Source organism: Caulobacter sp. 17J80-11, assembly GCF_014349105.1.
Classification (GTDB): Bacteria; Pseudomonadota; Alphaproteobacteria; order Caulobacterales; family Caulobacteraceae; genus 17J80-11.
The window spans coordinates 1-23,453 of sequence record NZ_JACSJI010000027.1; the positions used below are offsets into that span (position 1 = coordinate 1).

16 protein-coding genes and 1 pseudogene are annotated in these 23,453 nt (G+C 70.7%); 12 read left to right on the forward strand and 5 right to left on the reverse strand.

The genetic code is table 11. The annotated features are described in order from the left end of the window. Positions 1-1,236 (reverse strand): annotated as a pseudogene (locus tag H8B08_RS18530) (hypothetical protein); the annotation flags it as partial. A gap of 404 nt (positions 1,237-1,640) precedes the next feature. Here H8B08_RS18530 and H8B08_RS18535 point away from each other — a divergent pair. The 5 genes from H8B08_RS18535 to H8B08_RS18555 all read left to right on the forward strand — a co-directional run bounded on the left by H8B08_RS18535 (position 1,641) and on the right by H8B08_RS18555 (position 11,388). Beyond that, positions 1,641-6,770 carry an autotransporter-associated beta strand repeat-containing protein gene (locus H8B08_RS18535; protein ID WP_187451685.1) on the forward strand — a complete coding sequence of 1,710 codons (5,130 nt, stop codon included), beginning with the start codon at positions 1,641-1,643 and terminating at the stop codon, positions 6,768-6,770. A gap of 137 nt (positions 6,771-6,907) precedes the next feature. After that, entirely contained in the window at positions 6,908-8,317 is a 1,410-nt protein-coding gene (locus H8B08_RS18540; protein WP_222934586.1) for an amidohydrolase family protein, read from the forward strand. Then, positions 8,314-9,489 (forward strand): dipeptidase, encoded by a 1,176-nt coding sequence (locus tag H8B08_RS18545; protein WP_187451686.1) that lies wholly within the window; start codon positions 8,314-8,316, stop codon positions 9,487-9,489. Before H8B08_RS18540 ends, H8B08_RS18545 begins: the two co-directional genes overlap by 4 nt. 28 nt (positions 9,490-9,517) lie before the next feature. After that, complete coding sequence (locus tag H8B08_RS18550; RefSeq protein WP_187451687.1) at positions 9,518-10,417, forward strand: bile acid:sodium symporter family protein; 900 nt, start codon at positions 9,518-9,520, stop codon at positions 10,415-10,417. After that, positions 10,414-11,388, forward strand: a complete 975-nt coding sequence (locus H8B08_RS18555; RefSeq protein ID WP_187451688.1) for an ornithine cyclodeaminase family protein — start codon at positions 10,414-10,416, stop codon at positions 11,386-11,388. Before H8B08_RS18550 ends, H8B08_RS18555 begins: the two co-directional genes overlap by 4 nt. Before the next feature lie 9 nt (positions 11,389-11,397). Here H8B08_RS18555 and H8B08_RS18560 read toward each other — a convergent pair whose 3' ends face one another. Together H8B08_RS18560 and H8B08_RS18565 are read right to left on the reverse strand one after the other, a co-directional pair. Further along, positions 11,398-13,674 (reverse strand): glycoside hydrolase family 65 protein, encoded by a 2,277-nt coding sequence (locus tag H8B08_RS18560; RefSeq protein WP_187451689.1) that lies wholly within the window; start codon positions 13,672-13,674, stop codon positions 11,398-11,400. Continuing rightward, positions 13,667-14,392 carry an HAD family phosphatase gene (locus tag H8B08_RS18565; protein WP_187451690.1) on the reverse strand — a complete coding sequence of 242 codons (726 nt, stop codon included), beginning with the start codon at positions 14,390-14,392 and terminating at the stop codon, positions 13,667-13,669. The genes H8B08_RS18560 and H8B08_RS18565 overlap by 8 nt, the downstream gene beginning before the upstream one ends. A gap of 136 nt (positions 14,393-14,528) precedes the next feature. On the opposite strand from H8B08_RS18565, the gene H8B08_RS18570 reads away from it, so the two are divergent. From H8B08_RS18570 to H8B08_RS18580, 3 genes are all read left to right on the forward strand, one after another. Further along, on the forward strand, positions 14,529-16,928 hold the full coding sequence (locus H8B08_RS18570) for a phosphoketolase (protein ID WP_187451691.1): 2,400 nt from the start codon (positions 14,529-14,531) through the stop codon (positions 16,926-16,928). Between the two features lie 8 nt (positions 16,929-16,936). Continuing rightward, positions 16,937-17,506, forward strand: coding sequence for a histidine phosphatase family protein (locus H8B08_RS18575; RefSeq protein ID WP_187451692.1), 570 nt, complete (start codon positions 16,937-16,939; stop codon positions 17,504-17,506). Between the two features lie 66 nt (positions 17,507-17,572). Continuing rightward, positions 17,573-19,096, forward strand: a complete 1,524-nt coding sequence (locus tag H8B08_RS18580; RefSeq protein WP_187451693.1) for a M20/M25/M40 family metallo-hydrolase — start codon at positions 17,573-17,575, stop codon at positions 19,094-19,096. A gap of 56 nt (positions 19,097-19,152) precedes the next feature. On the opposite strand, the gene ccmE is transcribed toward H8B08_RS18580, so the two are convergent. Together ccmE and H8B08_RS18590 are read right to left on the reverse strand one after the other, a co-directional pair. Then, entirely contained in the window at positions 19,153-19,602 is a 450-nt protein-coding gene (gene ccmE, locus H8B08_RS18585) for a cytochrome c maturation protein CcmE (protein WP_187451694.1), read from the reverse strand. Between the two features lie 2 nt (positions 19,603-19,604). After that, positions 19,605-19,847, reverse strand: coding sequence for a hypothetical protein (locus H8B08_RS18590; protein WP_187451695.1), 243 nt, complete (start codon positions 19,845-19,847; stop codon positions 19,605-19,607). Between the two features lie 174 nt (positions 19,848-20,021). Between H8B08_RS18590 and ccoN the strand changes: the two genes are divergently transcribed. Genes ccoN through ccoP form a run of 4 tightly spaced genes read left to right on the forward strand, consistent with a single transcriptional unit; the run spans position 20,022 to position 23,450 of the window. Beyond that, positions 20,022-21,677 (forward strand): cytochrome-c oxidase, cbb3-type subunit I, encoded by a 1,656-nt coding sequence (gene ccoN / locus H8B08_RS18595; RefSeq protein ID WP_187451696.1) that lies wholly within the window; start codon positions 20,022-20,024, stop codon positions 21,675-21,677. Between the two features lie 11 nt (positions 21,678-21,688). Further along, positions 21,689-22,423 carry a cytochrome-c oxidase, cbb3-type subunit II gene (gene ccoO / locus H8B08_RS18600; RefSeq protein WP_187451697.1) on the forward strand — a complete coding sequence of 245 codons (735 nt, stop codon included), beginning with the start codon at positions 21,689-21,691 and terminating at the stop codon, positions 22,421-22,423. A 2-nt stretch (positions 22,424-22,425) separates the two neighbouring features. Next, a complete protein-coding gene (locus H8B08_RS18605; RefSeq protein ID WP_163260372.1) occupies positions 22,426-22,578 on the forward strand; it encodes a cbb3-type cytochrome c oxidase subunit 3 in 153 nt (50 codons plus the stop codon). Continuing rightward, positions 22,578-23,450, forward strand: a complete 873-nt coding sequence (gene ccoP, locus H8B08_RS18610; RefSeq protein ID WP_187451698.1) for a cytochrome-c oxidase, cbb3-type subunit III — start codon at positions 22,578-22,580, stop codon at positions 23,448-23,450. The genes H8B08_RS18605 and ccoP overlap by 1 nt, the downstream gene beginning before the upstream one ends. Positions 23,451-23,453: the final 3 nt, after the last annotated feature.

Below are 23,453 nucleotides of genomic sequence, written 5' to 3' on the forward strand. Positions count from 1 at the left end.
GGCCGAGCCGCCGTCGCCGCCCAGGGCGGCCAGACCGCCCGCGCCGGCGCCCGCGCCGCCGCCGCCGCCGATCGACTGGGCGAACAGGCCGACCGAGCCGAACTCGTTGGTGGTGACCGTGCCGGCGTTGTCGATCGACACCGTGCCGCCCGAACCCGCGCCGCCGCCGTCGCCGCCCAGCGCCACCGCGCCGCCCGAGGCGCCGCCGTAGCCGCCGCCGCCGCCGATGGACTGGGCCAGCACGCCGTAAGAGAATTGTCCGTTGGTGGTGATCGAGCCGCCGGCCAGGATGTCGACGTCCACCGCCCCGCCGTCGCCGGCGCTGGTGGCGTCGCCGCCGAAGGCGACCAGGCCGCCGCCGGCCCCGCCGCTGCCGCCGAAGCCGCCGATGCTGAGCGCCAGGATGCCGTTGGCGGCGCGGCCTTGGGTGGTGATCGAGCCGCTATGGTCGATGTTGATGGCCCCGCCGGCGCCGGCGCCGTCGCCGTTGCCGCCGACCCCGCCGATGCCCGCGCCGGTGCCGCCGCTGCCGCCGTAACCGCCCGAGCTGTGGGCGAAGATGCCCTGGCCCTTGTCGCTGGCGGTGGTGATGGCGGCGCTGTTGGTCAGGGTGATGTCGCCGCCGACGCCGCCGCGCTTGCCGTCGCCGCCCTCGCCGTAGGCGCCCACGCCGGTGCCGCCGTCGCCGCCGTCGCCGGCCAGGCTCTGGGCGTGCACGCCGTGCGAGCCCTCGCCGGAGGCCGACAGCGTGCCGCTGGTGGTCAGGAAGATGTCGCCGCCGTCGCCGCCGCGGCCGCCGTCGCCGCCGAACCCGACGGGGACGAAGGGCGGCAGCAGGAAGCCGGTGCCGCCGTTTCCGCCGTCGCCGCCGTTGCTGGTGGCGAACACGGCGCTCTTGCAGGCGCCGCTGGCCGAGACGTTCGACGCCGAGCCGTTGATGGTGTCGCCGGCCTCGCCGCCGTCGCCGTCGCCGCCCTGGGCCGGATAGTCGCCGCCCCCGTCGCCGTTGTCGCCGTTCTGGTTGAACACCACCTGGCCGGTCGGGCTGGTGCAGTCGGCCGCGTGCGCCGCGTTGGGCAGGCCGGCGCTCGCCAGCACGGCCAGCGCCGCGCCGCCCATCAGCAGATGCTTTGCGCGCGAGGAGGAGGGCGCCGCCGCGCGGGGCCGCAGCATCGGCTTCTCGAACGGCCAAGCCGGAATGCCGAGCTCACCGCCGGTCTGATCGTGCTGCGCCATGGTCCCCCTCCAGTCGTCGCGTGGGCGCGCACGGCCTCTTTCGCCGGGCGGACGCACCTTCGCGGAACGGAGGTTTCCTTCGCCGTTAGGAAACAGTCAAGGTGTCTGAACGTCGATTAACTTTGAAAATGTATGTTTTAGGTGCGAGTGCGTAAGAACTGTCGCTCGCCTGTCCGGGGAAAAACGGCGCAGAGATTAACCCGAGAAGTCCGTGCGTTAACCATGGAGCCGTCTACTGCTTATCTATTCTCTACTATATGGCGTCGCTCCGGGCGCCGCCGCAGATTGGTCGGATTGTAATCATGCATTTAATCTGAAATTAGCATTTTTTTCTGGACGGAGCGGCGTGGCGAAGCTTATGGCGGCGAAACTTGGCCGTAGTGCGCGCGCGAGGGGGCGAAGCCATGCGATCGGAACAATTCCGCCGGAAGCTGCTGTGCGGCGCGGGGCTCGCCGCGCTCGGGGCCGCCGGCCTGCTCGCCGCGACGCCGGCGGCGGCGCAGAGCGCCACGGTCAGCAGCGGCCCCAGCATCGGCGACCTGAACAGTTCGCCGGGCGCCGACCCGATCGGCCAGACCTTCCTGACGCCGAGCTCGACCGCATGGCTCAACAAGTTTTCGTTCGCCGACTTCACCGGCGCCGAGACGATCTCGATCCGCGCTTGGGACGGCGCGCAGCCGACCGGGCCGGTGCTGTTCTCTCAGACCCTGGCCACCGGCGCGCCCGCGTCGCTCTACACCGGCGGTCTTCAGCTGGTCGGCGGCCAGACCTACATCGTCGAGGTCACATCGAACGGCGGCAAGCAAATCGACGTCAGCCAGGGCACGTATTCTGACGGCGCGCTTTATCTGAACAGCGGCGGGACCTGGACCCTGCCGGTACTTCCGGACATCGACCTCGCCTTCACCGCCAGCTTCTCCTCGGCCGGGGGCGCTTGCCTGGGTTCGCCGGCGCTCGACGACGGCAACAACACCTGCGCGGTCGACTCCACCCTGGCGGCCGACGCCGGGGCCGACGGCCTGGACGGGACCGACACCCTGCAGCTGGGCGGCTCGACCGACTTCTCCTTCGACGTCGGCCGGATCGGGACCGACTTCGTCAACTTCGAGGACGTGCAGAAGACCGGCGCCAATACCGTCACCCTGACCGGGGTCGACCTGGCCGCCACCCACGTCACGGTCTCCGACGGCGTTCTGGTCGGCAACACCGACTCCGTGAAGGGGGACGTCACGCTGGATGGCACGGCGGGCGTGACCACCGGACCGGTGCTGGCCTTCGACCAGGGTTTCAACGGGACGTACGCGGGCGACATCGACGGCAACGGCGTCTTCGCCAAGGCCGGGACCGGCGAGCTGACCCTGACCGGGACCAACACCTTCGACGGCGTGATCAGCATCGTCGGCGGCAAGCTGATCGGCGACGTCGACGCCATCAACACCAATGTCAGCGTCGGCGCGGGCGCGGCGGTGGTGTTCGACCAGGCGACGAACGCCAGCTACGACGGCAACATCAACGGCGCCGGCGCGCTGGAGAAGCGCGGGGCCGGCACGCTGACCCTGACCGGCAATAGCAACTACGACGGCGGCACGCTGATCAGCGGCGGCCGGCTGGCCGGCGACACCGACAGCCTGCAGGGCGCGATCACCAATAACGCCCAGCTCGAGTTCGCGATGAACTCGAACGGGACCTTCCAGGGGACCAGCTCGGGCACGTTCGGCTCGATCAGCGGCTCCGGCTCGGTGATCAAGAGCGGAACCGGCACGCTGACCATCGGCGCGGCAAACAGCTACTCCGGCGGCGCCAGCATCTCCGGCGGCAAGATCCAGCTCGACCACCTGGACGGCCTGGGGACCGGGACCGTCAACATGGACGGCGGCTCGCTGAGGTTCGGCGCCTCCGGCACCTTCGACAACGGCATGTCGTTCAATACGGCGGGCGGGGTCGTCTCCGCCGCCGCTGGCAAGACAGTCACCATCCAGGGCGCCATCGGCGTCGGCAACGGCGACGCCATGACCTTCGGCTCGGCGACCGACACCGGCGTGATCATCCTCGACTCGGTCGGCGCCTCGGTGTGGTCCACCTCGACGGTGACCGTGGCGGGCGGGACGCTGCGCGGGACCGGCAGCGACCTCAGCTTCTTCACCGGCTCCGCCGCCAGCACCACCGTGACGACGGGCGCGACCCTGGACTTCTCGACCAGCACCGGCGCCACCGTCCTCAACCTGCAGGGCGCCGGGACGGTGGCGGCGGGCGCCAATGAGCTGTGGCTGGGCCAGGGCTCGTTCGACGGCGTGCTGAGCGGGACGGGCGGCCTGCGGAAGTACAGCTCCGGGACGCTGCGGCTGTCCGGGACGGACACCCTGACCGGCGCGACCTTGATCAGCGCCGGCACGCTGACGGTCGCCGACGGCGCGGCCCTGTCTGACGCCAGCGCGGTGACGGTGAACGGCGCCGGCATCTTCGACGTCGAGGACAGCGAGACCATCGGCAGCCTGGCCGGCGCCGGCTCGGTGACCCTGCAGTCGGGCGCGGTGCTGACCACCGGCGGCGACAACACCTCGACCACCCTGTCCGGGAACGTCACCGGCCTCGGCGGCCTGACCAAGACCGGCTCGGGCGTGTTCACCCTCACCGGGAACAACACCTATTCGGGCGGCACCACCGTGCTGGCCGGCGAACTGCGCGGCACGACCAACAGCCTGCAGGGCGACGTCGTCAACGACGCTTCGGTCAACTTCTTCCAGGCCTTCGACGGGACCTACGCCGGCGACATGAGCGGCACGGGCAGCCTGACCAACAGCGGCTCTGGCACGGTGCGCCTGACCGGCTCCGTCGACGTGGACGGCGGCGTGGCCATCGACGCCGGCACGCTGATCAGCGTGAACAACGCGCTCGCCTCGAGCGACGTGACCAATGACGGCGTGCTGGGTTTCGACAACAGCGGGACGGGGATCTTCGCCGGCGATATCGAGGGGACGGGCTCGCTGCGCAAGCTGGGCGCGGGCTCGCTCACGCTCACGGGCGACAACAGCTACGCCGGCGGCACCTCGGTCGAGGCCGGGCGGCTGATCGGCGCGGTCGGCGCGCTGCAGGGCGACATCTCGGTATTGGCCGGCGCGGCGGTCGAGTTCGCGCAGGCGACGAACGCCACCTATGGCGGCGACCTGTCGGGCGGCGGCGTGCTGGTGAAGTCCGGCGCGGGCAAGCTGACCCTGACCGGCGCCAACACCCTGTCGGGCGTCACCGTCGACGGCGGGATTCTGCAGGGCACGACCGACAACCTGGTCGGCGATATCGACAACGACGGCCAGGTGATCTTCGCCCAGGGTTCGACCGGGACCTACGCCGGCGACATGAGCGGCACGGGCTCGCTGGTGAAGACCGGCAACGGCGCGCTGACGCTGAGCGGGTCCAACAGCTATTCGGGCGGGACCACCGTCTCCGGCGGCTCGCTGATCGGCACGACCGACTCCATCCAGGGCAAGGTCGTCAACAACGCCCAGCTGGTGTTCGACCAGGGCGCCGACGGGACCTTCTCCGGAAACCTCAGCGGCTCGGGCGACGTCACCTTCCAGGGCGGCGTCTGGTTCGAGCTGACCGGGACCAACACCTCGACCGGCGACATGACCATCGACGGCTCGACCGTGCTGGCCGACACCGACGCGATCGCCGGCGACGTCGACCTGGCGAACGGGTCGCTGCTGATCCTCGACCAGGAGTTCGATGGGACCGTCGGCGGCGACATCACCGGCTCGGGCAGCTTCACCAAGCAGGGCAACGGCTCGGTGCGTCTGACGGGGACCAGCTCCTACACCGGCGGCACCAACGTGATGGCCGGCTATCTGGTCGGCGACACCAACTCGCTGCGCGGTACGATCTTCACCTACCTCGGCGGCTACGTCGTGTTCGACCAAGGCTTCGACGCGACCTTCGACGGCGAGCTGTCGGGCTTCGGCGGCTTCGTGAAGCAGGGGGCGGGCCGGCTGACCATCGCCGACGACCAGCTGACCGACGACCTCTCATACCTGCAGGCCGGGCGCCTGACGGTGAACGGCTCGATCGGCGCGCTGCAGGTGACCAGCGGCACGCTGAACGGGACCGGCACGGTCGGCGACCTGTCCATGCTGGGCGGCGTGCTCGCGCCCGGCAGCTCGATCGGCGCCCTGCACGTGAACGGCGACCTGCTGCTGGGCTCCGCCTCGCTGCTGCAGATCGAGGCCAAGCCGGGCTCGTCGGACCTGATTTCGGTGACCGGCGGCGCGACCCTGCAGGGCGCGGACGTGGCCCTGCTGGTCCAGCCCGGCTTCTACGCGCCGGGCACCAGCTGGACGATCATCCAGGCGGGCGGCGCGGTCAGCGGCAGCCTCGGCGACATCGCCGCCAGCCAGTCCTTCGGCCTGCTGGATCCGAAGTTCGTCTACGGCGCGCACGACGTGAAGATCAAACTCGTCTTCGTGCCGGAGCACCTCTACGGCTACGCCAGGACCGACAATCAGCTGGAGACAGCCCACGGCGTCGGGGCCCTGCCGGAGAGCGCGGCGGTGCTGAACGCCCTGGTCTACGCTCCCACGGCCGACCTGCCGGACGCGCTGGACCAGCTGTCGGGCGAGATGCAGGCCTCGCTGGCCTCGGCCCTGCTGGACGACAACAGCTTCGCGGTCGACGCCGCCCTGACCCGCCTGCGCAACCACGACCCGATGATCCCGGGCTGGGGCGTGTGGGCGACGGCGCGGGCGGACAAGTCGAGCCTCGAGGGCGACCCGGGCGTGGCCACGCTGGAGCGCTCGCGCGACGCCTTCCTGACCGGCATGGACTACACGTTCGAGAACGGCCTGCGCCTGGGCGCCGCCTTCGGGGCGGACCAGGGCGACGCCGAGGTGGCCGATCGCGGCAGCAAGGCCGACACCGACGGCTGGCTGGCCGAGGTCTACGGCCGGGTCGACTTCGGCCGCAACACCTTCCGCTTCGGCGGCGGCGTCGGCGGCCAGGACGTCTCCACCACCCGCACGGTGGTGGTCGGCCCGCTGACCGAGGTCAACACCGGCGAGACCGAGGCCCGCACGGCCAACGCCTTCATCGAATTGGCCCGCAGCTACGGCGAGCCCGGCGCGCTGGAGTTCGAGCCGTTCATCGGCGCCGGCTGGGCCAAGTCCGAGGTGGACGGCTACGCCGAAACCGGCGGCTCCTCGGCCCTGGCGGTCGGGGATGTCGAGGTCGACTCCACCTACGCCCTGGCCGGCCTGCGCGTGTCGCGCGAGTTCGACCTGGGCGGCGGCGTGCTGAAGCCGACCGGCTCGCTGGCCTGGGAGAACCCCTTCGGCGAGCCGGAGGCGGCGGTGGTCAACAGCTTCATCACCGCGCCGTCCGCGCCGTTCACGATCCGCGGTTCGGATCTGGACGGCGGGCGGGCCCTGATGGAGCTCGGCCTGCAGTGGGAGAGCGGCGACTTCAAGATCGGGGTCACCTACGAAGGCGCGGCCTCGGAGGACTTCCAGCGCCACGGCGGCAGGATTTACGCCCGCCTGGCCTTCTGATCCGACCATCAAGCGAAAGCGAGACGCCGCGCCCGGAAGACCGGGCGCGGCGTTGTCGTTCTCCCGCTCCCGTTTCGGACGGCTTCCAGCCAGGGCCGTGCCCGGCTACCGTCGCCAGGTCTGAGGGGGGTGAGCTGGTGAGTGTGAAGCGTCGCGCGATCGCGGTGGGCGCCGCGGTCTTCAGTCTGGGGTGCGCGGCGGCGGCCGCGGCGCACGACATCGACGGTCCGTTCGCCGGCTGGGAAGGCCCGGCCGACGCCGCATCGCCCGGCGCCGCGCCCAAGGGGAAGGTCGTCGTCTATCGCGGCGCCACCCTGATCGACGGCACCGGCGCGCCGGCGCGGGCCGACGCCGTGGTGGTGGTCGATGGCGATCGCATCGTCTCGGTCGGCTCCGGCAAGGATCCCGTGCCGGCCGGGGCCGAGGTGGTCGACGCGCGCGGCCTGTACGTCCTGCCCGGCCTGATCGACACCCACGTCCACCTGGCAACCCCGCCCGACCCGCCGAAGGCCGAGGCCGAGCTGCGCCGGCTGCTCTACAGCGGCGTCACCGCCGTGCGCGACATGGCCGACGACACCCGCTCGGTGGCCGAGCTGCAGCGGCGCGCCCGGGTGGGCGAGATCCCCGGGCCGGACATCTACTTCACCGCCCTGATGGCGGGGCCCAGCTTCTTCGACGACCCGCGCACCATCGCCGTCAGCCAGGGCGACACGCCCGGCAAGGTGCCGTGGATGCAGGCGATCACGGACGACACCGACCTGCCGCTGGCGGTGGCCATGGCGCGCGGGACCTACGCCACCGCCATCAAGATCTACGCCAACCTGCCGGCCGAACGGGTCAAGGCGATCACCGCCGAGGCGCATCGCCAGGGCTTCCCGGTGTGGGCGCACGCGGCGGTGTTCCCGGCCGGGCCCAAGGACGTGGTCGACGCCGGCGTCGACGTGGTCTCGCACGCCTGCCCGATCGGCTACCTGGTCTCGCCGCATGTGCCGCAGAGCTACCAGGACCCGACCCCGATCGACGTGAAGGCGCTGGGCGAGGGCGAGAACCCGGCCGTCGCTGCCCTGTACGAGCAGATGAAGGCCCAGGGCACGATCCTGGACGCCACCGTGCGGGTCTATGTCGAGCACGAGGCCGAGTGGGCGAAGACCAAGAAGGGCCGCCCGCCGCGCTGCCCGTCGGAGGTGGTCTACCGCCTGACCGCCCAGGCCTACGCCCACGGCGTGCAGATCAGCGCCGGCACCGACGGCGAGACCGACGCCTCCGATCCGTACCCGGCCCTGCACGAAGAGCTGGAGCTGCTGTCCGACAAGGTCGGCATGCCGCCGTCCGAGGTGATCCGCTCGGCCACCCAGGTCGCCGCCCGCGCGGCCGGCCGCGCGGCCGACATGGGCGTGATCGCGCCCGGCAAGCTGGCCAACCTGGTGTTCGTCTCGAAGGACCCGCTGGCGGACGTCTCCAACCTGCGCTCGGTCGCCTTCACCGTGAAGCGGGGCAAGGTTTTCCCGCGGGCCGACTACAGCCCTCCCGCCCAGAGCTCCAAATGACCGACGCGACCTTCGACGGCGGCGCCAGCCGCCGCGCCTTCCTGGCCCTGGCCGCCGCGACCCCGGCCCTGATCAACGCCGCCCCTGCCGCGGCCAAGGCGGGCGACTGGAAGGACGCGGTGATCGTCAACGCGCTGGGCGGGCTGGACAACCCCAACGTCAAGGACGAGGGCGGCGAGAGCAACGTCTCGCGGGGCGTGCGCAAGCCGCGCGTGCTGGACGCCCGCACCCTGGAGGACGCGCGCCGCTCGGGCGTGACGGCGATCAACTGCACCCTGGGCTATGTCGCCGGCGGCGGCGATCCGTACGAGGTGACCATCGCCGCCATCGCCCAGTACGACCGCATGGTCCGCAGCTATCCGGCCGCCGTGAGCAAGGTCCTGACCGCGGCCGACATCCTGAAGGCCAAGCGTGAGCGCAAGGTCGGGCTGATCTACGGCTTCCAGAACGCGGCGATGGTGGGCGACAGGCTGGAGCGGGTCGACGTGTTCGCCGACCTGGGCGTGCGGGTCATCCAGCTGACCTACAACCCCGCCAACCACATCGGCGACGGCTCCATGGCTCCGGAGAACCGCGGCCTGAGCGAGTTCGGTCGCCAGGTGGTGGAACGGCTGAACGACAACCGGATCATGGTCGACCTGTCGCACAGCGGCGAACAGACCTGCCTGGAGGCGGCGCGGATCTCGAAACAGCCGATCTCGATCAACCACACGGGCTGCCGCGCCCTGGTCGACCTGCCGCGCAACAAGACCGACGCGGAACTGCGCCTGGTGGCGGAGAAGGGCGGCTTCGTCGGCGTCTATTTCATGCCGTTCCTGAACAAAGAGGGGAAGGTGCGCGCGGCCGACATCGTCGCCCACATCGAGCACGCCCTGAACGTCTGCGGCGAGGACCATGTCGGCATCGGCACCGACGGCGCGATCACCCAGATCGACGACATCGACGCCTACCGGGCGGACCTGGCCAAGGAGGTCGCCGACCGCAAGGCGCGCGGCATCGGCGCGACCGGCGAGGGGCCGGAGACCTATCCCTTCGCCATCGACCTGCGCGGGCCGACCCAGTTCTACGACCTGGCCGACCGGCTGAAAGCGCGGGGCCATTCGACCGGCCGGATCGAGAAGATCCTGGGCGGCAATTTCGTCAGCTACGCCAGGGACGTCTGGGGGGCGTAAGCCCTGGCGCAACGGGGGAGGGACGGCGATGCCGCCGGAAATCATCAGCCTGGTCAACATGGTCGTCGTGCCGATCGGCCTTGGCGCGATCATGTTCAGCATGGGTCTGTCGCTGTCCCTGACCGACTTCCGGGAGGTGGCGCGCAATCCGAAGGCGGTGGCCGGCGGCCTGTTCGGCCAGCTGGTCTGCCTGCCGCCGCTGGCGCTTCTCCTGGCGTGGGCCTTCCGGCTGCCGCCGGAGATGGCCATGGGCCTGTTCATCCTGGCGGTCTGCCCGGGCGGCATCACTTCGAACGCCATCACCTATGCGGCCAAGGCGAACGTGGCGCTGGCGGTGGTGCTGACCACCCTGTCCAGCCTGATCACCGTCTTCACCATCCCGTTCCTGGTGAGCTGGGCGCTGGGCCACTACTTCGTCCATGGCGAGGCGCCGCAGATGTCGCCCGAGCGGACCATGCTGCAACTGGCGCAGATGACCCTGCTGCCGGTGCTGGCCGGCATGGCGCTGCGCCGGTTGAGCTCCGGGTTCGCCGACCGGGTGACGGTCTGGCTGCGCCCGGCCTCGCTGGTGGTGCTGGTGGCGGTGATCCTGTTCTCGGTGTTCGTCAGCCTGGAGCTGGTGATCGACAACCTGCTGCGCGCGGGGCCCGCCGCCTTCGCGCTCAACGTGCTCAGCATGGGCGTGGGCCTGGCGATCGCGACGATCCTGGGCTTGTCGCGCCAGGACCGCCTGACCGTCGGCATCGAGGTCGGCATCCACAACGCGACCATGGCCACCTTCCTGTCCATGTCGATCCTGCAGGAACTGGCCCTGGCCGTGACGCCGACGATCTACGGCGTGCTGATGGTGATCAACGCCGGCCTGCTGGTGCGCTGGTTCAAGGCGCGCGCCGCGCGTCAGGCGCTCGAGCCGGCGCCGGCGGAATGATCGTCATCGGCCGCGAGGAGGTGCGCGAGCGTCTCAGCTACGAGGCGTGCATCCCGCTGGTGCGCGAGGCGATGATCGCGCTTTCGCGCGGGATCACCCGCCAGCTGCCGCGCAGCATCATCGACCTGGACGAGGGCCGCGCCTTCGGCGTGATGCCCGGCGCCATGGGGCCGGGCCTGGTGTTCGGCGCCAAGCTGATCAGCGTCTATCCCGAGAACTTCGAGAAGGGCCTGCAGTCGCACCAGGGCCTGGTGGCCCTGTTCGACCCGGAGACCGGCGCGCTGGCCGCGATCGTCCACGCCGGCGAGATCACCGCCATCCGCACCGCCGCGGCCTCGGCCGTGGCCACCGACGCGCTGGCGCGCCCCGGGGCCTCGCGGCTGGCCATCCTGGGCTATGGCGAGCAGGCCCACACCCACCTGATCGCCATCAGCAAGGTGCGCAAGCTGTCGGAGGTGCGCGTCTGGGGCCGTTCGCCCGAGCGCGCGGCCGCGTTCGCCGCGCACGCGGCCGAGACCCTGGGCGTGGCGGCGCGCGCGGCGGCCAGCGTCGAGACGGCCGTCGCCGACGCCGACATCATCTGCGCGGTCAGCGCCGCCGCAGAGCCGATCCTGCACGGCCGCCATGTCGCCGAGGGCTGCCACGTCAACCTGGTGGGCTCCAGCCGCGCCGGTCCGGCGGAGGCCGACGACGACCTGGTGGTCCGCTCGCGCTTCTTCGCCGACCATCGCCGGGGCGTGCTGCTGCAGGGCGCGGAGTTCCTGAACGCCAAGGCCTCGGGGCGGATCGACGACCGCCACCTGCTGGGCGAGATCGGCGACGTGCTGGACGGGCGGATCGCCGGACGGATCAGCGCCTCGGACGTCACCGTCTACAAGTCGCTAGGCAGCATCGTGCAGGACCTGTCCAGCGCCTGGCTGCTCTACGAGCAGGCCCGGGTGGAAGGTTTCGGCGTCGAGGTCGCGTTCTAGCCGAGCGCCTCAGATCGTCGCCTCGATCGGAGCGCTCGCCGTCAGGACGCGTGTCGTCCCGCAGATGCGGATGTCGATCGCGTCGCCTTCGACCAGGGTGGCGGTGACCCTGCCCCCCGCGATGCGGACCGCGATGGTGCGGCCGCGCCAGCAGACGCGGAAGGACAGGCTGCGCCACAGCGTCGGCGGCCGCGGGGCCAGCGCCAGCACGTCGCCGGTCATGTCGACGCCGCCGAAGCCCAGCACCACCGCCTGCCAGATGCCGCCGAGACCGGCGATGCGCACGCCGCCGGCCGCGTTCGGGTTCGGGTCCAGCTGGGCGACCTGGTTCAGGTAGCGCAGCGCCATGTCGGCGTCGCCCAGCCGCGCGGCGACCATGGCGTGCATGGCCGCGCTCAGCGAACTGCCGTGGGCGCAGCGCGGCTCGTAATAACGGAAATTGGTCAGCGCCGACGCGTCCGGGAAGGCCTCCGGCAGCAGCGCGATCAGGGCGACGACGTCGGCCTGCTTGATGACCTGGGAGCCGGTGGTCCGCGCCCGGCCCAGCACCACGTCCATCGGCACGGTGCGATCGGCGTAGGCGGCGAGGTCGATCGGCTCCAGGCCGAAATAGCCGGCGAACTGTTCGTAGAGCCCGGTGTCCGGGTCGAACACCGAGACGATGCGGGCGACCGCGTCGCGCCAGTCGGCCAGCTCCTCGTGGCCGAGCGCCAGCTTCGTTTCCAGGGCGGCGGCCTGGGCCGGCCAGCGGGCCTGCAGCAGCTCCAGGGCGTCGAGCGCGCAGGCGATGTTCCAGCGGGCCATCTCGTTGGTGAAGGCGTTGTCGTCGACGTCCTCGTGGTACTCGTCCGGCCCGATGACGTGGCGGATGTGACGCTTGCCGTCGGCCTCGAGGACCGCGCGCGAGGCCCAGAACCGGGCGGTCTCCAGCATGATCTCGGCGCCGGCCGTCAGGAAGAAATCATCGTCGTCGGTGGCGCGCCAGTAGCGCCAGACGGCCATGGCGACGTCGGCGCTGATGTGGTGCTCCATCAGGCCGGTCAGGATCGGGATCAGTTCGCCGTTAGGCCCGACCACGCGTTCAGGCGTAGTCTCCTCGCCGGTGTCGGCCGACTCCCAGGCGTAAAGCGCGCCTCGATAGCCCTGGTGGACGGCCTTGGCGCGCGCCGCCGGCAGGGTGTGGAAGCGGTACATCAGCATGGCCCGCGCCGCCTGCGGCCACACGGCCATGTAGAACGGCAGCAGGTAGATTTCGGTGTCCCAGAACACGTGGCCGAAATAGGCGTCGCCGGTCAGGCCGCGCGCGCCGACCGAGACCCGCTCGTCGTCCGGGTTGGCGGCGCTGGTCAGGTGGTAGGCGACGAAGCGCAGCGCCATCTGCAGGTTGTCGTCGCCGTCGATCTCCACGTCGCCGGCCGTCCAACGGTCGCTCCAGGCCGCCTCGTGTGCGTCCAGCACGCCGCGCCAGCCGATCGCGCGGACCCGCGCCAGGGCGTCGATGGCGTCGGGAGCTGGATCGACCGCAATGTCGTCGCTGCGCGCGACCGTGAACAGGCGGCGGAACTCGACCGGCTGGTCGGCCTTCGATCGCCAGTCCCACAACCAGCACAGGGAGAACGGCCGCATCGGGGCCACCAGCTCTTCCTCGCCCAGCCGCACGGTGATGTCGCCGGCGATCGCCAGGCGCTTGCCGGTCGACTCGGTGCGCCAGGCGCCGACGTCCTGGTCCATGCGCTCGGGATCCATGTCGAGGCCGGCCAGGGCGAAACTGGCCTCCGCTTGGACCTCGACGTCGTCGCGGTCGAACGTCAGGCGCAGGACCTGCAGACCCGCGGCGCGGTCGGCCTGGGACAGCAGGCGCAGCTCCTGGCCGGCGACGATCAGGCCCGACGGCATGCGCACCTTCCAGTCGGACAACAGCACGCCCCGGCGCATGTCGAGGCTGCGCGTGCCGACCAGGATCTCCCCGGCGTACGCCGAGAGCGGGTCGCCGTTCATGATGATGTGCAGGCGCGACCAGTCGGGCACCGGCACCAGGGCCGGCACTGGCGGCTCGGTGTTGGGGACGTCGAACAGGCCGGCGACGTAGCAGCGCGGCCAGGACGCCCAGCGGATGTAGCCCAGCCAGCTGACCCAGGTCGGCCGCCGGTTGATCGAACGCGAGGCGCGCATGCCGAGCAGGCCGTTGCCGAGCGCGAAGCGGGATTCCACCGCGCTCTCGGTCATGACGTTGTAGCCCTGATGGCTGGCGGTCCAGCCGGGCGTCGGCCTCATGGCGTCAGGCATGGGAATCCTCCGGAGCGGGCCGGGCGCGCACGACGCCCTGGGGCAGAACAGCCACGTCGACCTGGTCGAGGCTGGTCACCACCAGGTCGGCGCCGGCCGCCTGCAGCAAAGCTTCGTCCCCGAGCCGGGCGATGCCGATCGACGCCATCCGCCCCGCGCGTGCGGCCTGGATTCCGGCCGGCGCGTCCTCGATCACGACCGACTGTTCCGGAGGCGCGCCCACCGCCTCGGCGGCCAGCAGGAACAGGTCGGGCGCGGGCTTGCCGTGGGGCACTTCGCGGCCGCTGAGATCGGCGTCGAAGATCGACAGCAGGGTGCGCCCGTCCGGCAGGGACAACTGGCGCAGCATGGCGCCGGCGTTCTTGGAGGAGGAGGCCAGGGCCAGCTTCAGGCCGGCGGCGTCCAGGGCGGCGGCCAGGCGCACGGCGTCGGCGAAGGCTTCGAACTGGCGGGTCTCGATCAGTTTGTCGATCAGCGCCTGCTTGGCTGTCGCATACTCGCCGGCGCGGGCCGCGGCGCCCTCGCCGCCCAGCCGGTCCAGCGTCGCGCGGGCGCCGTCCATGCGCGGCTTGCCGGCCACGTAGGCCTGGTAGAACTCGGTGGTGAAGCCGGCCGGGTCGGCGTAGCCGGCCAGCGCCTCGCGCCAGGCCCGCTCGTGCGGCGAGGCCACCAGCACGCCGTCCACGTCGAAGATCGCCGCGCGCAGGGGCTCGGCCATGGTCAGCCTCCGTCACAGGCGGAGCCGCCCGGGGGACGACCGATCTACCGCTTGCTCAGGCGTCCAGTTCCGGAGGCCGGATCGAACTCACGTTCGCTCCGGTTTCAACGCCGCGGCGAGCGTCTCGGAGGCGAGGATGTCGAACGTGCTGTCGGATCCGGAACGGTCGTTGATCGACGCGTGGTGGCGCGCCGCCAACTACCTCTCGGTCGGCCAGATCTACCTCTACGACAACCCGCTGCTGCGGCAGCCGCTGACCAAGGCGCACGTGAAGCCGCGGCTGCTGGGCCACTGGGGCACGACGCCGGGGCTGAACTTCATCTACGCCCACCTGAACCGGGTCATCAAAGCCCGCGACCTGGACATGATCTACATCACCGGCCCGGGCCACGGCGGGCCGGGCCTGGTCGCCAACGCCTGGCTGGAGGGCACCTACAGCGAGGTCTATCCGAACATCTCGCCAGACGCGGCCGGGATGCAGCGGCTGTTCAAGCAGTTCTCCTTCCCAGGCGGCATTCCCAGCCATGTGGCGCCGGAGACGCCTGGTTCGATCCATGAAGGCGGCGAGCTGGGCTATGCGCTGTCGCACGCCTACGGCGCCGCCTTCGACAATCCCGACCTGGTGGTGGCCTGCGTGGTCGGCGACGGCGAGGCGGAGACGGGGCCGCTGGCCACCAGCTGGCACTCGAACAAGTTCCTGAACCCGGCGGGCGACGGCGTGGTCCTGCCGATCCTGCACCTGAACGGTTACAAGATCGCCAACCCCACGGTGCTGGCGCGCATCAGCCGCGAGGAGCTGGAGCAACTGTTCCGCGGCTACGGCTACACGCCCTACTTCGTGGAGGGGAGCGACCCGGCGGTCATGCACGAGCTGATGGCCTCCACGCTCGAGGCCGTCTTCGACGAGATCAAGCGCATCAAGGCCGCCGCGCGCGCCGGCGCGGTCGAGCGGCCGCGCTGGCCGATGATCGTGCTGCGCACGCCCAAGGGCTGGACCTGCCCCAAGGAGATCGACGGCAAGAAGACCGAGGACTACTGGCGCTCGCACCAGGTGCCGATGGGCGAGATGCACGAGAAGCCGGAGCACGTGCGCATCCTCGAAGCCTGGATGAAGAGCTACCGGCCCGAGGAGCTGTTCGACGACGAGGGGCGCCTGCGGCCGGAGGTGTCCGAACTGGCGCCCCGCGGCGAGCGGCGGATGAGCGCCAACCCGCACGCGAACGGCGGCCTGCTGCTGCGCGACCTCAGGCTGCCCGACTTCCGCGACTACGCGGTGGAGGTCGCCGCCCCCGGAGCCACCTCGGTGGAGTCGACCCGGGTGATGGGCAAGTTCCTGCGCGACGTGATGAAGCTGAACCTGGAGTGCCGGAATTTCCGGCTGTTCAGCCCCGACGAGAACAACTCTAACCGCTGGCAGGACGTGCTGGAGGTCACCAACCGCGCCTGGATGGCCGAGACACTGCCGTGGGACGACCACCTCGCGCCGGACGGGCGGGTGATGGAGATGCTCAGCGAGCACCAGTGCCAGGGCTGGCTGGAGGGCTACCTCCTGACCGGCCGGCACGGCTTCTTCTCCTGCTACGAGGCGTTCATCCACATCATCGACTCGATGTTCAACCAGCACGCCAAGTGGCTGAAGGTGTGCAACCACATCCGCTGGCGCCGGCCGATCGGCTCGCTGAACTACCTGCTGTCCAGCCACGTCTGGCGCCAGGACCATAACGGCTTCAGCCACCAGGATCCGGGCTTCATCGACCACGTGGTCAACAAGAAGGCCGAGGTGGTGCGGGTCTACCTGCCGCCGGACGCCAACTGCCTGCTGTCGGTCACCGATCACTGCCTGCGCAGCCGCAACTACGTGAACGTCGTGGTCGCCGGAAAACAGCCCGCGCCGCAGTGGCTGACCATGGACGAGGCGGTGAAGCACTGCACCGCCGGCCTGGGCATCTGGGAGTGGGCCAGCAACGACCGCGGCGGCGATCCGGACGTGGTCATGGCCTGCTGCGGCGACGTGCCGACGCTGGAGACCCTGGCGGCGGTCGACCTGCTGCGCCGCTACGCGCCGGACCTGAAGGTCAGGGTGATCAACGTCGTCAACCTGATGAAGCTGCAGACGCCGAGCGAGCACCCGCACGGCCTGTCCGACCGCGACTTCGACGCCCTGTTCACCACCGACAAGCCGATCGTCTTCGCCTTCCACGGCTATCCGTGGCTGATCCACCGGCTGACCTACCGCCGCCACTGCCACGGCAATCTGCACGTTCGCGGCTACAAGGAGGAGGGCACCACCTCGACGCCCTTCGACATGTGCGTGATGAACGACCTCGACCGCTTCCACCTGGCCGGCGACGTCATCGACCGGGTGCCGAAGCTGGCCGGCCGGGCCGCCTACGCCAAGCAGGCGCTGCGCGACAAGCTGCTCGACCACAAGGCCTGGATCGCCCGCTACGGCGACGACATGCCCGAGGTCGCCGGCTGGCGCTGGGGCCGGGAGGCGGGCGCGGGCGTGCGCTCGACCGAAGCCGACAACGTCTGAGGCGCGGCGTGGACGTCTACTGCGTCCGGCACGGCGAGACCGCGTGGAGCCTCAGCGGCCAGCACACCGGCGTCACCGACATCCCGCTGACCGACAACGGACGCCGGCTGGCCGAGCGGCTGCGGCCGGTGCTGGCCCGGCAGACCTTCGCCCTGGTGCTGGTCAGCCCGCTGCGGCGCGCGCGCGAGACCGCCGCCCTGGCCGGACTGGGCGACCGGGCCGAAGTCGAGCCGGACCTGAAGGAATGGGACTACGGCGACTACGAAGGGATGACCTCGGACCAGATCCATCACGGGCGTCCGGGCTGGATGATCTTCCACGACGGCGCCCCCGGCGGCGAGACGCCGGCCGAGGTCGGCGCGCGGGTCGATCGGGTGATCGCCCGGGCGCGGGCGGCCCCCGGCGACGTCGCCCTGTTCGCCCACGGCCACCTGCTGCGGGTGCTGGGCGCCCGCTGGATCGGCCTGCCGCCCGAAGGCGGGGCGCGGTTCCTGCTGGACACGGGGACGCTCAGCATCCTCTCGGACTACCGCGGCGAGGCGGCCGTAAGGGTCTGGAACGCGCCGCTCGTGGACTGAATCGGCCCCGGCTTGCCACGCGCGGGGACTTCCCCTCCAATCGGCGAACATTGTTTGGGGGAACACATGTCCGACATCACCATCCCGAGCCGCCGCGCGCTCATGGTCGGCGGCGCCGCCGCCGCGCTCGTCGCGCCCGGCCTCGCCCAGGCCGCGCCGGCGAACGACGTCGCCGCCATCCGCAAGGCCGCCGAGGACGGCTACGCGGCTTCGGTGAAGCGCATCCAGGACTGGATCGCCCTGCCGTCCATCGCCGCCGAGAACCGCGACATGGACAAGGGCGCCGAGTACATGATGGCGCTGGCCCGGGACGCCGGCTTCCAGCACGTGGAGAAGGTGCCGACCGACGGCGCGCCGGGCGTGTTCGCCACCCTGGACGTGGGCGCCAAGCGCTGGCTGGCGCTCTACTTCATGTACGACGTCAAGCAGTACGACCCGGCCGAGTGGTCCTCGCCGCCGCTGGAGGCGCGCGTGGTCGACAAGCCGGGGTTCGGCAAGGTGATCGTGGGCCGCGGCGCGGTGAATCAGAAGGGTCCCGAGGGCGCCATGCTCGCCGCCCTGCACGCCATCCGCGCCGCCGGCAAGAAGCCGCCGGTCAACCTGGTGCTGGTGGCCGAGGGCGAGGAGGAGATCGGCAGCCCGCACTTCCGCCAGATCGTCACCCAGCCGCAGGTGCTGGCCGCGCTGAAGAAGTGCGAGGGCGTGATCATCCCGTCCGGCTGGCAGAGCCCCAGCGACGGCGGCGTGACCGTCGCGCTCGGCGCCAAGGGCGTGGTCGAGCTGGAGCTGGTGGCCAGCGGCGCCAAGTGGGGCCGGGGGCCCAAGACCGACATCCATTCCAGCGAGAAGGCCCGCGTCGACAGCCCGGCCTGGCGGCTGGTCCAGGCCCTGACCACCCTGGTCAGCCCGGACGGGAACACGCCGGCGATCGACGGCTATTTCGAGAAGGTGCGGCCGCTGACCCCGCGCGAGAAGGAGCTTCTGGCCCTCGCGGCCAGGAGCCTGAACGAGGCCGACGCCAAGAAGGCGCTGGGCGTCGAGCACTGGGTCGACGACCTGCCGTGGGAGCAGACCCTGCAGCGCCTGGCCTCGCAGCCGACCGTCAACATCGAGGGCCTGGTCGCCGGCTACACCGGCCCTGGCGGCAAGACCGTCCTGCCCGGCCGCGCGGTCGCCAAGATCGACATGCGCCTGGTCCCGAACATGACCCGGGACGACAGCGTCGCCAAGCTGCGCGCCCACCTGGACAAGCGCGGCTTCCAGGACGTCGAGGTCAATGTCAGCGGCGGTTACGACCCGACCGAGACGGACGAGAACAGCCGGCTGATCCAGGCGCAGATCGCGACCTACAAGCGCCTCGGCGTGCCGGTCACGCTGTATCCGCGCATGGCCGGCTCCTGGCCCGGCACGGTGTTCACCTCGGCCCCGGTCAGCCTGCCCGCCGGCCAGTTCGGCCTCGGCCACGGCAGCGGCGCGCACGCGCCCAACGAGTACTTCGTGGTGGAGTCGTCCAATCCGAAGGTCCAGGGCCTGGTCGGCGCGACCATGGGCTTCGTCGAGTTCATGTACGAGGTGGCCGCGATCAAGTGATCAGCCGCCCGCTCTGAAAGGAAACGCCGCGCTCGAAAGGGCGCGGCGTTTTCGTTTCAGCCGCGCCACTCGCCGTTGGCCTTGAGGGCGTCGGCTACCTCGCGGGGCATGTAGGTCTCGTCGTGCTTGGCCAGGACTTCGTCGGCCTTGAAGGTGCGGGTCCGGTCGTAGGCGCCCTGGACCACGACGCCCTGGCCCTCGCGGAACAGGTCGGGAAGCTGGCCGTGGTAGACGACGGGGGCGGCGACCGCGCCGTCGGTGACCTGGAAGCGAACGACGCCGTCGGCGGATTTGCGCACCGAGCCCGGCTCGACCAGGCCGCCGATGCGGATGGTGCGGCCGGGGGGCACGGCCTCCTGCTGGGCCTGGGTCGGGCCGTAGAAGAAGATCACCGCGTCCTGCATGGCGTAGAGCGCCAGGCCCACGGCGCCGGCCAGCACCGGGGCGATGACCGCGACGACCGCCAGGCGCCGCCGCGCAGTGCGCGATTTCGGCAGCAGGGCCATGGTCACCCGCGCGGCCGCACGCGCGCCTTGCGCAGCTGCGGCCAGGGGGCCGCCGCGGTCAGCAGCAGGCCGACGCCGAGGTAGCACCAGCCGCAGTGGCCGAAGCCCGCCTCGCCCTGGCGAAGGCACCAGCCCGCGGCGTCGCTGTTCAGCACCGCGCCGATCACCGCGACCAGGCCGGCGACCAGGCCCGCGGCCGCCAGCGCCCAGCGCAGAAGCGAAACGCCCAGGATGTCTTGGTGCACGGTCAGGCTCCCTATGGCCGGGCGGACGCGCGCCCGGGTGTCCAGCCTTAGCGCCTCGGGCCCGAGCGCCGCACTTCCGTACTTTCCCTTAATCGACCGCGGCCGGGCTTCGGGCGCATCCGGAAAGCCTGAAAAGGCGCGACGACTCCCCGCCGCGCCGCCGGGGACGTTTCCATGTCTGTCACCACCTCGGCCGAGCGAGGGACGCCGCTGGACGCGGTGATCCTGGCCGTCGGCCTGGGGCTCGGCGCGTTTCTTTCGCTGCTGATGGCGGCGGGGACGGCCGACCCGCTCTTCCGCATCCACGCCTACGTGTTCCTGGCCGCCTTCACGCTCGGCCTGGGCGTCGTGGTCGTGCGCCTGACCGATCCCGCCCGCCGCGAAGACGGCTCGCGCTACATGGACGGCGTCGTGCGCGCCGGGGTGGTGGCGTCCATGTTCTGGGGGCTGGCCGGCTTCGCCGTCGGCTGCCTGATCGCCGCCCAGCTGGCCTTCCCGAACCTGTTCTACTTCCCGGATCTGCCGTGGACGAACTTCGGGCGGATGCGGCCGCTGCACACCTCGGCGGTGATCTTCGCCTTTGGCGGCAACGTGCTGATCGCCTCGTCCTTCTACGTGGTGCAGCGCACCTGCAAGGCGCGGCTGTTCGGCGGCCTGCTGCCCTGGTTCGTGTTCTGGGGCTATCAGCTGTTCATCGTGCTGGCCGCCACCGGCTACCTGATGGGCGTCACCCAGTCGCGCGAGTACGCCGAGCCGGAGTGGTACGTCGACATCTGGCTGACCATTGTCTGGGTCGCCTACCTGCTGGCCTTCCTGGGCACGATCTGGAAGCGCCAGGAAAAGCACATCTACGTCGCCAACTGGTTCTACCTGGGCTTCATCGTCACCATCGCCCTGCTGCACGTCGTCAACAACCTGGCGATCCCGGTCTCGGCCTTCGCCTCGCACAGCTACAGCCTGTTCGCGGGCGTGCAGGACGCCCTGACCCAGTGGTGGTACGGCCACAACGCCGTCGGCTTCCTGCTGACCGTGCCGTTCCTGGCGATGATGTACTACTTCGTGCCCAAGCGCGCGGAGCGGCCGGTCTATTCGTACCGGCTGTCGATCGTGCACTTCTGGTCGCTGATCTTCATCTACATCTGGGCCGGCCCGCACCACCTGCACTACACGGCCCTGCCGCAGTGGGCGCAGACGCTGGGCATGACCTTCTCGATCATGCTGTGGATGCCGTCCTGGGGCGGCATGATCAACGGCCTGATGACCCTGTCGGGCGCGTGGGACAAGCTGCGCACCGACCCCGTCATCCGCATGATGGTGGTGGCGCTCGCCTTCTATGGCATGGCCACCTTCGAAGGCCCGCTGATGTCCGTGCGCGCGGTCAACGCGCTCAGCCACTACACCGACTGGACCATCGGCCACGTGCACGCCGGCGCCCTCGGCTGGGTCGGCTTCATCTCCTTCGGCGCGCTCTACTGCCTCGTGCCATGGCTCTGGAACAAGCCGGGCCTGTATTCGATCAAGCTGGTCGAGTGGCACTTCTGGATCGCGACCACCGGGACCCTGCTCTACATCTGCTCGATGTGGGTCTCCGGGATCATGGAAGGCCTGATGTGGCGTGAGTACACGTCCGAAGGCTTCCTGGCCTACTCCTTCGTCGAAACCGTCTCGGCCAAGCACGTCTCCAACGTCATCCGCCTGCTGGGCGGGCTGATGTTCCTGGGCGGCGCCGGGGTGATGGCCTTCAACCTCTGGAAGACGATCCGCATGCCTTCGGCCGCGCCCGAAGCCGCCCGGCTCGTCGCCCAGCCCGCCCTCGCGGCGGCCGAGTAAGGGCGCGCGTCATGTGGAAGAAGCACGGCAAACTCGAACGCCATTCCATGCTGCTGCTGGTCAGCACCCTGGTGGTGGTCTCCATCGGCGGCCTGGTCGAGATCGCGCCCCTGTTCTGGCTGGAGAGCACGGTCGAGAAGGTCGAGGGCGTGCGGCCCTACACCCCGCTCGAGCTGGCCGGCCGGGACATCTACGTCCGCGAGGGATGCTACGTCTGCCACTCGCAGATGATCCGCCCGCTGCGCGACGAGGTGGAGCGCTACGGCCACTACAGCCTGGCTGCGGAGAGCATGTACGACCACCCCTTCCAGTGGGGCTCCAAGCGCACCGGGCCCGACCTGGCGCGGGTCGGCGGCAAGTATTCGGACGGCTGGCACGTCGACCACCTGAAGGACCCGCGCGCGGTGGTCCCGGAAAGCGTGATGCCGCCCTACGGCTTCCTGGCCGATAAGGAGCTGGACTACCGCGACATCGCCGACAAGCTGAAGGCGCAGCAGGCCGTGGGCGTGCCCTATTCGGCCGCGGACGTGACCAACGCCAAGGCCGACCTCGAGGCCCAGGCCGACGAGTTCTCCGACGCCTCGGGACTGAAGGCCCGCTACGGCCAGAAGATCACAGTGCGCGACTTCGACGGCGACCCCGCCCGGGTGACCGAAATGGACGCCCTGGTCGCCTACCTGCAGATGCTCGGCACGCTGGTCGACTTCTCGACCTACCAGGCCGAAGCCCCGGAAAATCGGAGGTGATCGTGGACTACGCAACGGTCGCCAAGGCCGTCCAGCAGGGCGGCACCCTCTACTTCATCGTGATCTTCCTGGCCGGCTGCGCCTACGCCTTCTGGCCCAAGAAGAAGGCCGAGTTCGACGCGGCCGCCCGCCTGCCGCTCGAAGAGGACGCGTGATGTCGGAGCCTCATGACGACAAGGACGCCGGCGGCGTCGAGACCACCGGCCACGAGTGGGACGGCATCCGCGAACTGGACAATCCGCTGCCGCGCTGGTGGCTGTGGGTCTGGTACGCGACCATCGCCTGGGCGCTGGTCTACTGGGTGCTGATGCCGGCCTGGCCGGGGATCAGCGGCTACACGCGCGGCCTGATCGGCCAGTCCGACCGGGCCGACGTCGCCGCCGAGTTGAGCCGCCAGAAGGCCGAGCGCGGCGTGATCGGCGCCAAGCTGCTGGCCGCGACCCCCGAGCAGATCGAGCGGGATCCGGAGCTGCAGGCCTACGCGCTGGCGGCCGGCCAGGCGGCGTTCGGCGACAACTGCGCGACCTGCCACGGCAGCGGCGGGGCGGGGGCCAAGGGCTATCCCAACCTGCGCGACGACGTCTGGCTGTGGGGCGGCTCGCCCGAGCAGATCGAGCGCACGATCCGCGTCGGCGTGCGTTCCAGCCACCCGGACACCCACACCTCGCAGATGCCGGCCTTCGGGCGCGACGGCATGCTGCAGCCCGCCCAGGTCTCCGACGTCACCGAATACGTTTTCTCGCTGTCGCACCGCGACGTCGACAAGGCGAAGGCGGGGCGCGGGGCGCAGATCTTCGCCGACAACTGCGCCGCCTGCCACGGCCCGACCGGCAAGGGCGGGCCGGAGTACGGGGCGCCGGACCTGACCGACGCCGACTGGCTGTATGGCGCCGATCGCGACTCCATCCAGACCCAGGTCTGGAACGGCCGCAACGGGGTGATGCCGACCTGGGAGAACCGGCTCGATCCGGCCACCATCCGCGCGCTCGCGGTCTACGTCCACGCCAATTCCGGCGGGGGACGGTGACGG

Coding starts and splice junctions, on each gene's coding strand:
- H8B08_RS18550 (WP_187451687.1), top strand. CDS start 9,518: ATGCCGCCGGAAATCATCAGCCTGGTCAACATGGTCGTCGTGCCGATC.
- H8B08_RS18555 (WP_187451688.1), top strand. CDS start 10,414: ATGATCGTCATCGGCCGCGAGGAGGTGCGCGAGCGTCTCAGCTACGAG.
- H8B08_RS18565 (WP_187451690.1), bottom strand. CDS start 14,392: ATGGCCGAGCCCCTGCGCGCGGCGATCTTCGACGTGGACGGCGTGCTG.
- H8B08_RS18580 (WP_187451693.1), top strand. CDS start 17,573: ATGTCCGACATCACCATCCCGAGCCGCCGCGCGCTCATGGTCGGCGGC.
- H8B08_RS18545 (WP_187451686.1), top strand. CDS start 8,314: ATGACCGACGCGACCTTCGACGGCGGCGCCAGCCGCCGCGCCTTCCTG.
- H8B08_RS18570 (WP_187451691.1), top strand. CDS start 14,529: ATGTCGAACGTGCTGTCGGATCCGGAACGGTCGTTGATCGACGCGTGG.
- ccoP (WP_187451698.1), top strand. CDS start 22,578: ATGTCGGAGCCTCATGACGACAAGGACGCCGGCGGCGTCGAGACCACC.
- ccoO (WP_187451697.1), top strand. CDS start 21,689: ATGTGGAAGAAGCACGGCAAACTCGAACGCCATTCCATGCTGCTGCTG.
- ccoN (WP_187451696.1), top strand. CDS start 20,022: ATGTCTGTCACCACCTCGGCCGAGCGAGGGACGCCGCTGGACGCGGTG.
- H8B08_RS18560 (WP_187451689.1), bottom strand. CDS start 13,674: ATGCCTGACGCCATGAGGCCGACGCCCGGCTGGACCGCCAGCCATCAG.
- H8B08_RS18535 (WP_187451685.1), top strand. CDS start 1,641: ATGCGATCGGAACAATTCCGCCGGAAGCTGCTGTGCGGCGCGGGGCTC.
- ccmE (WP_187451694.1), bottom strand. CDS start 19,602: ATGGCCCTGCTGCCGAAATCGCGCACTGCGCGGCGGCGCCTGGCGGTC.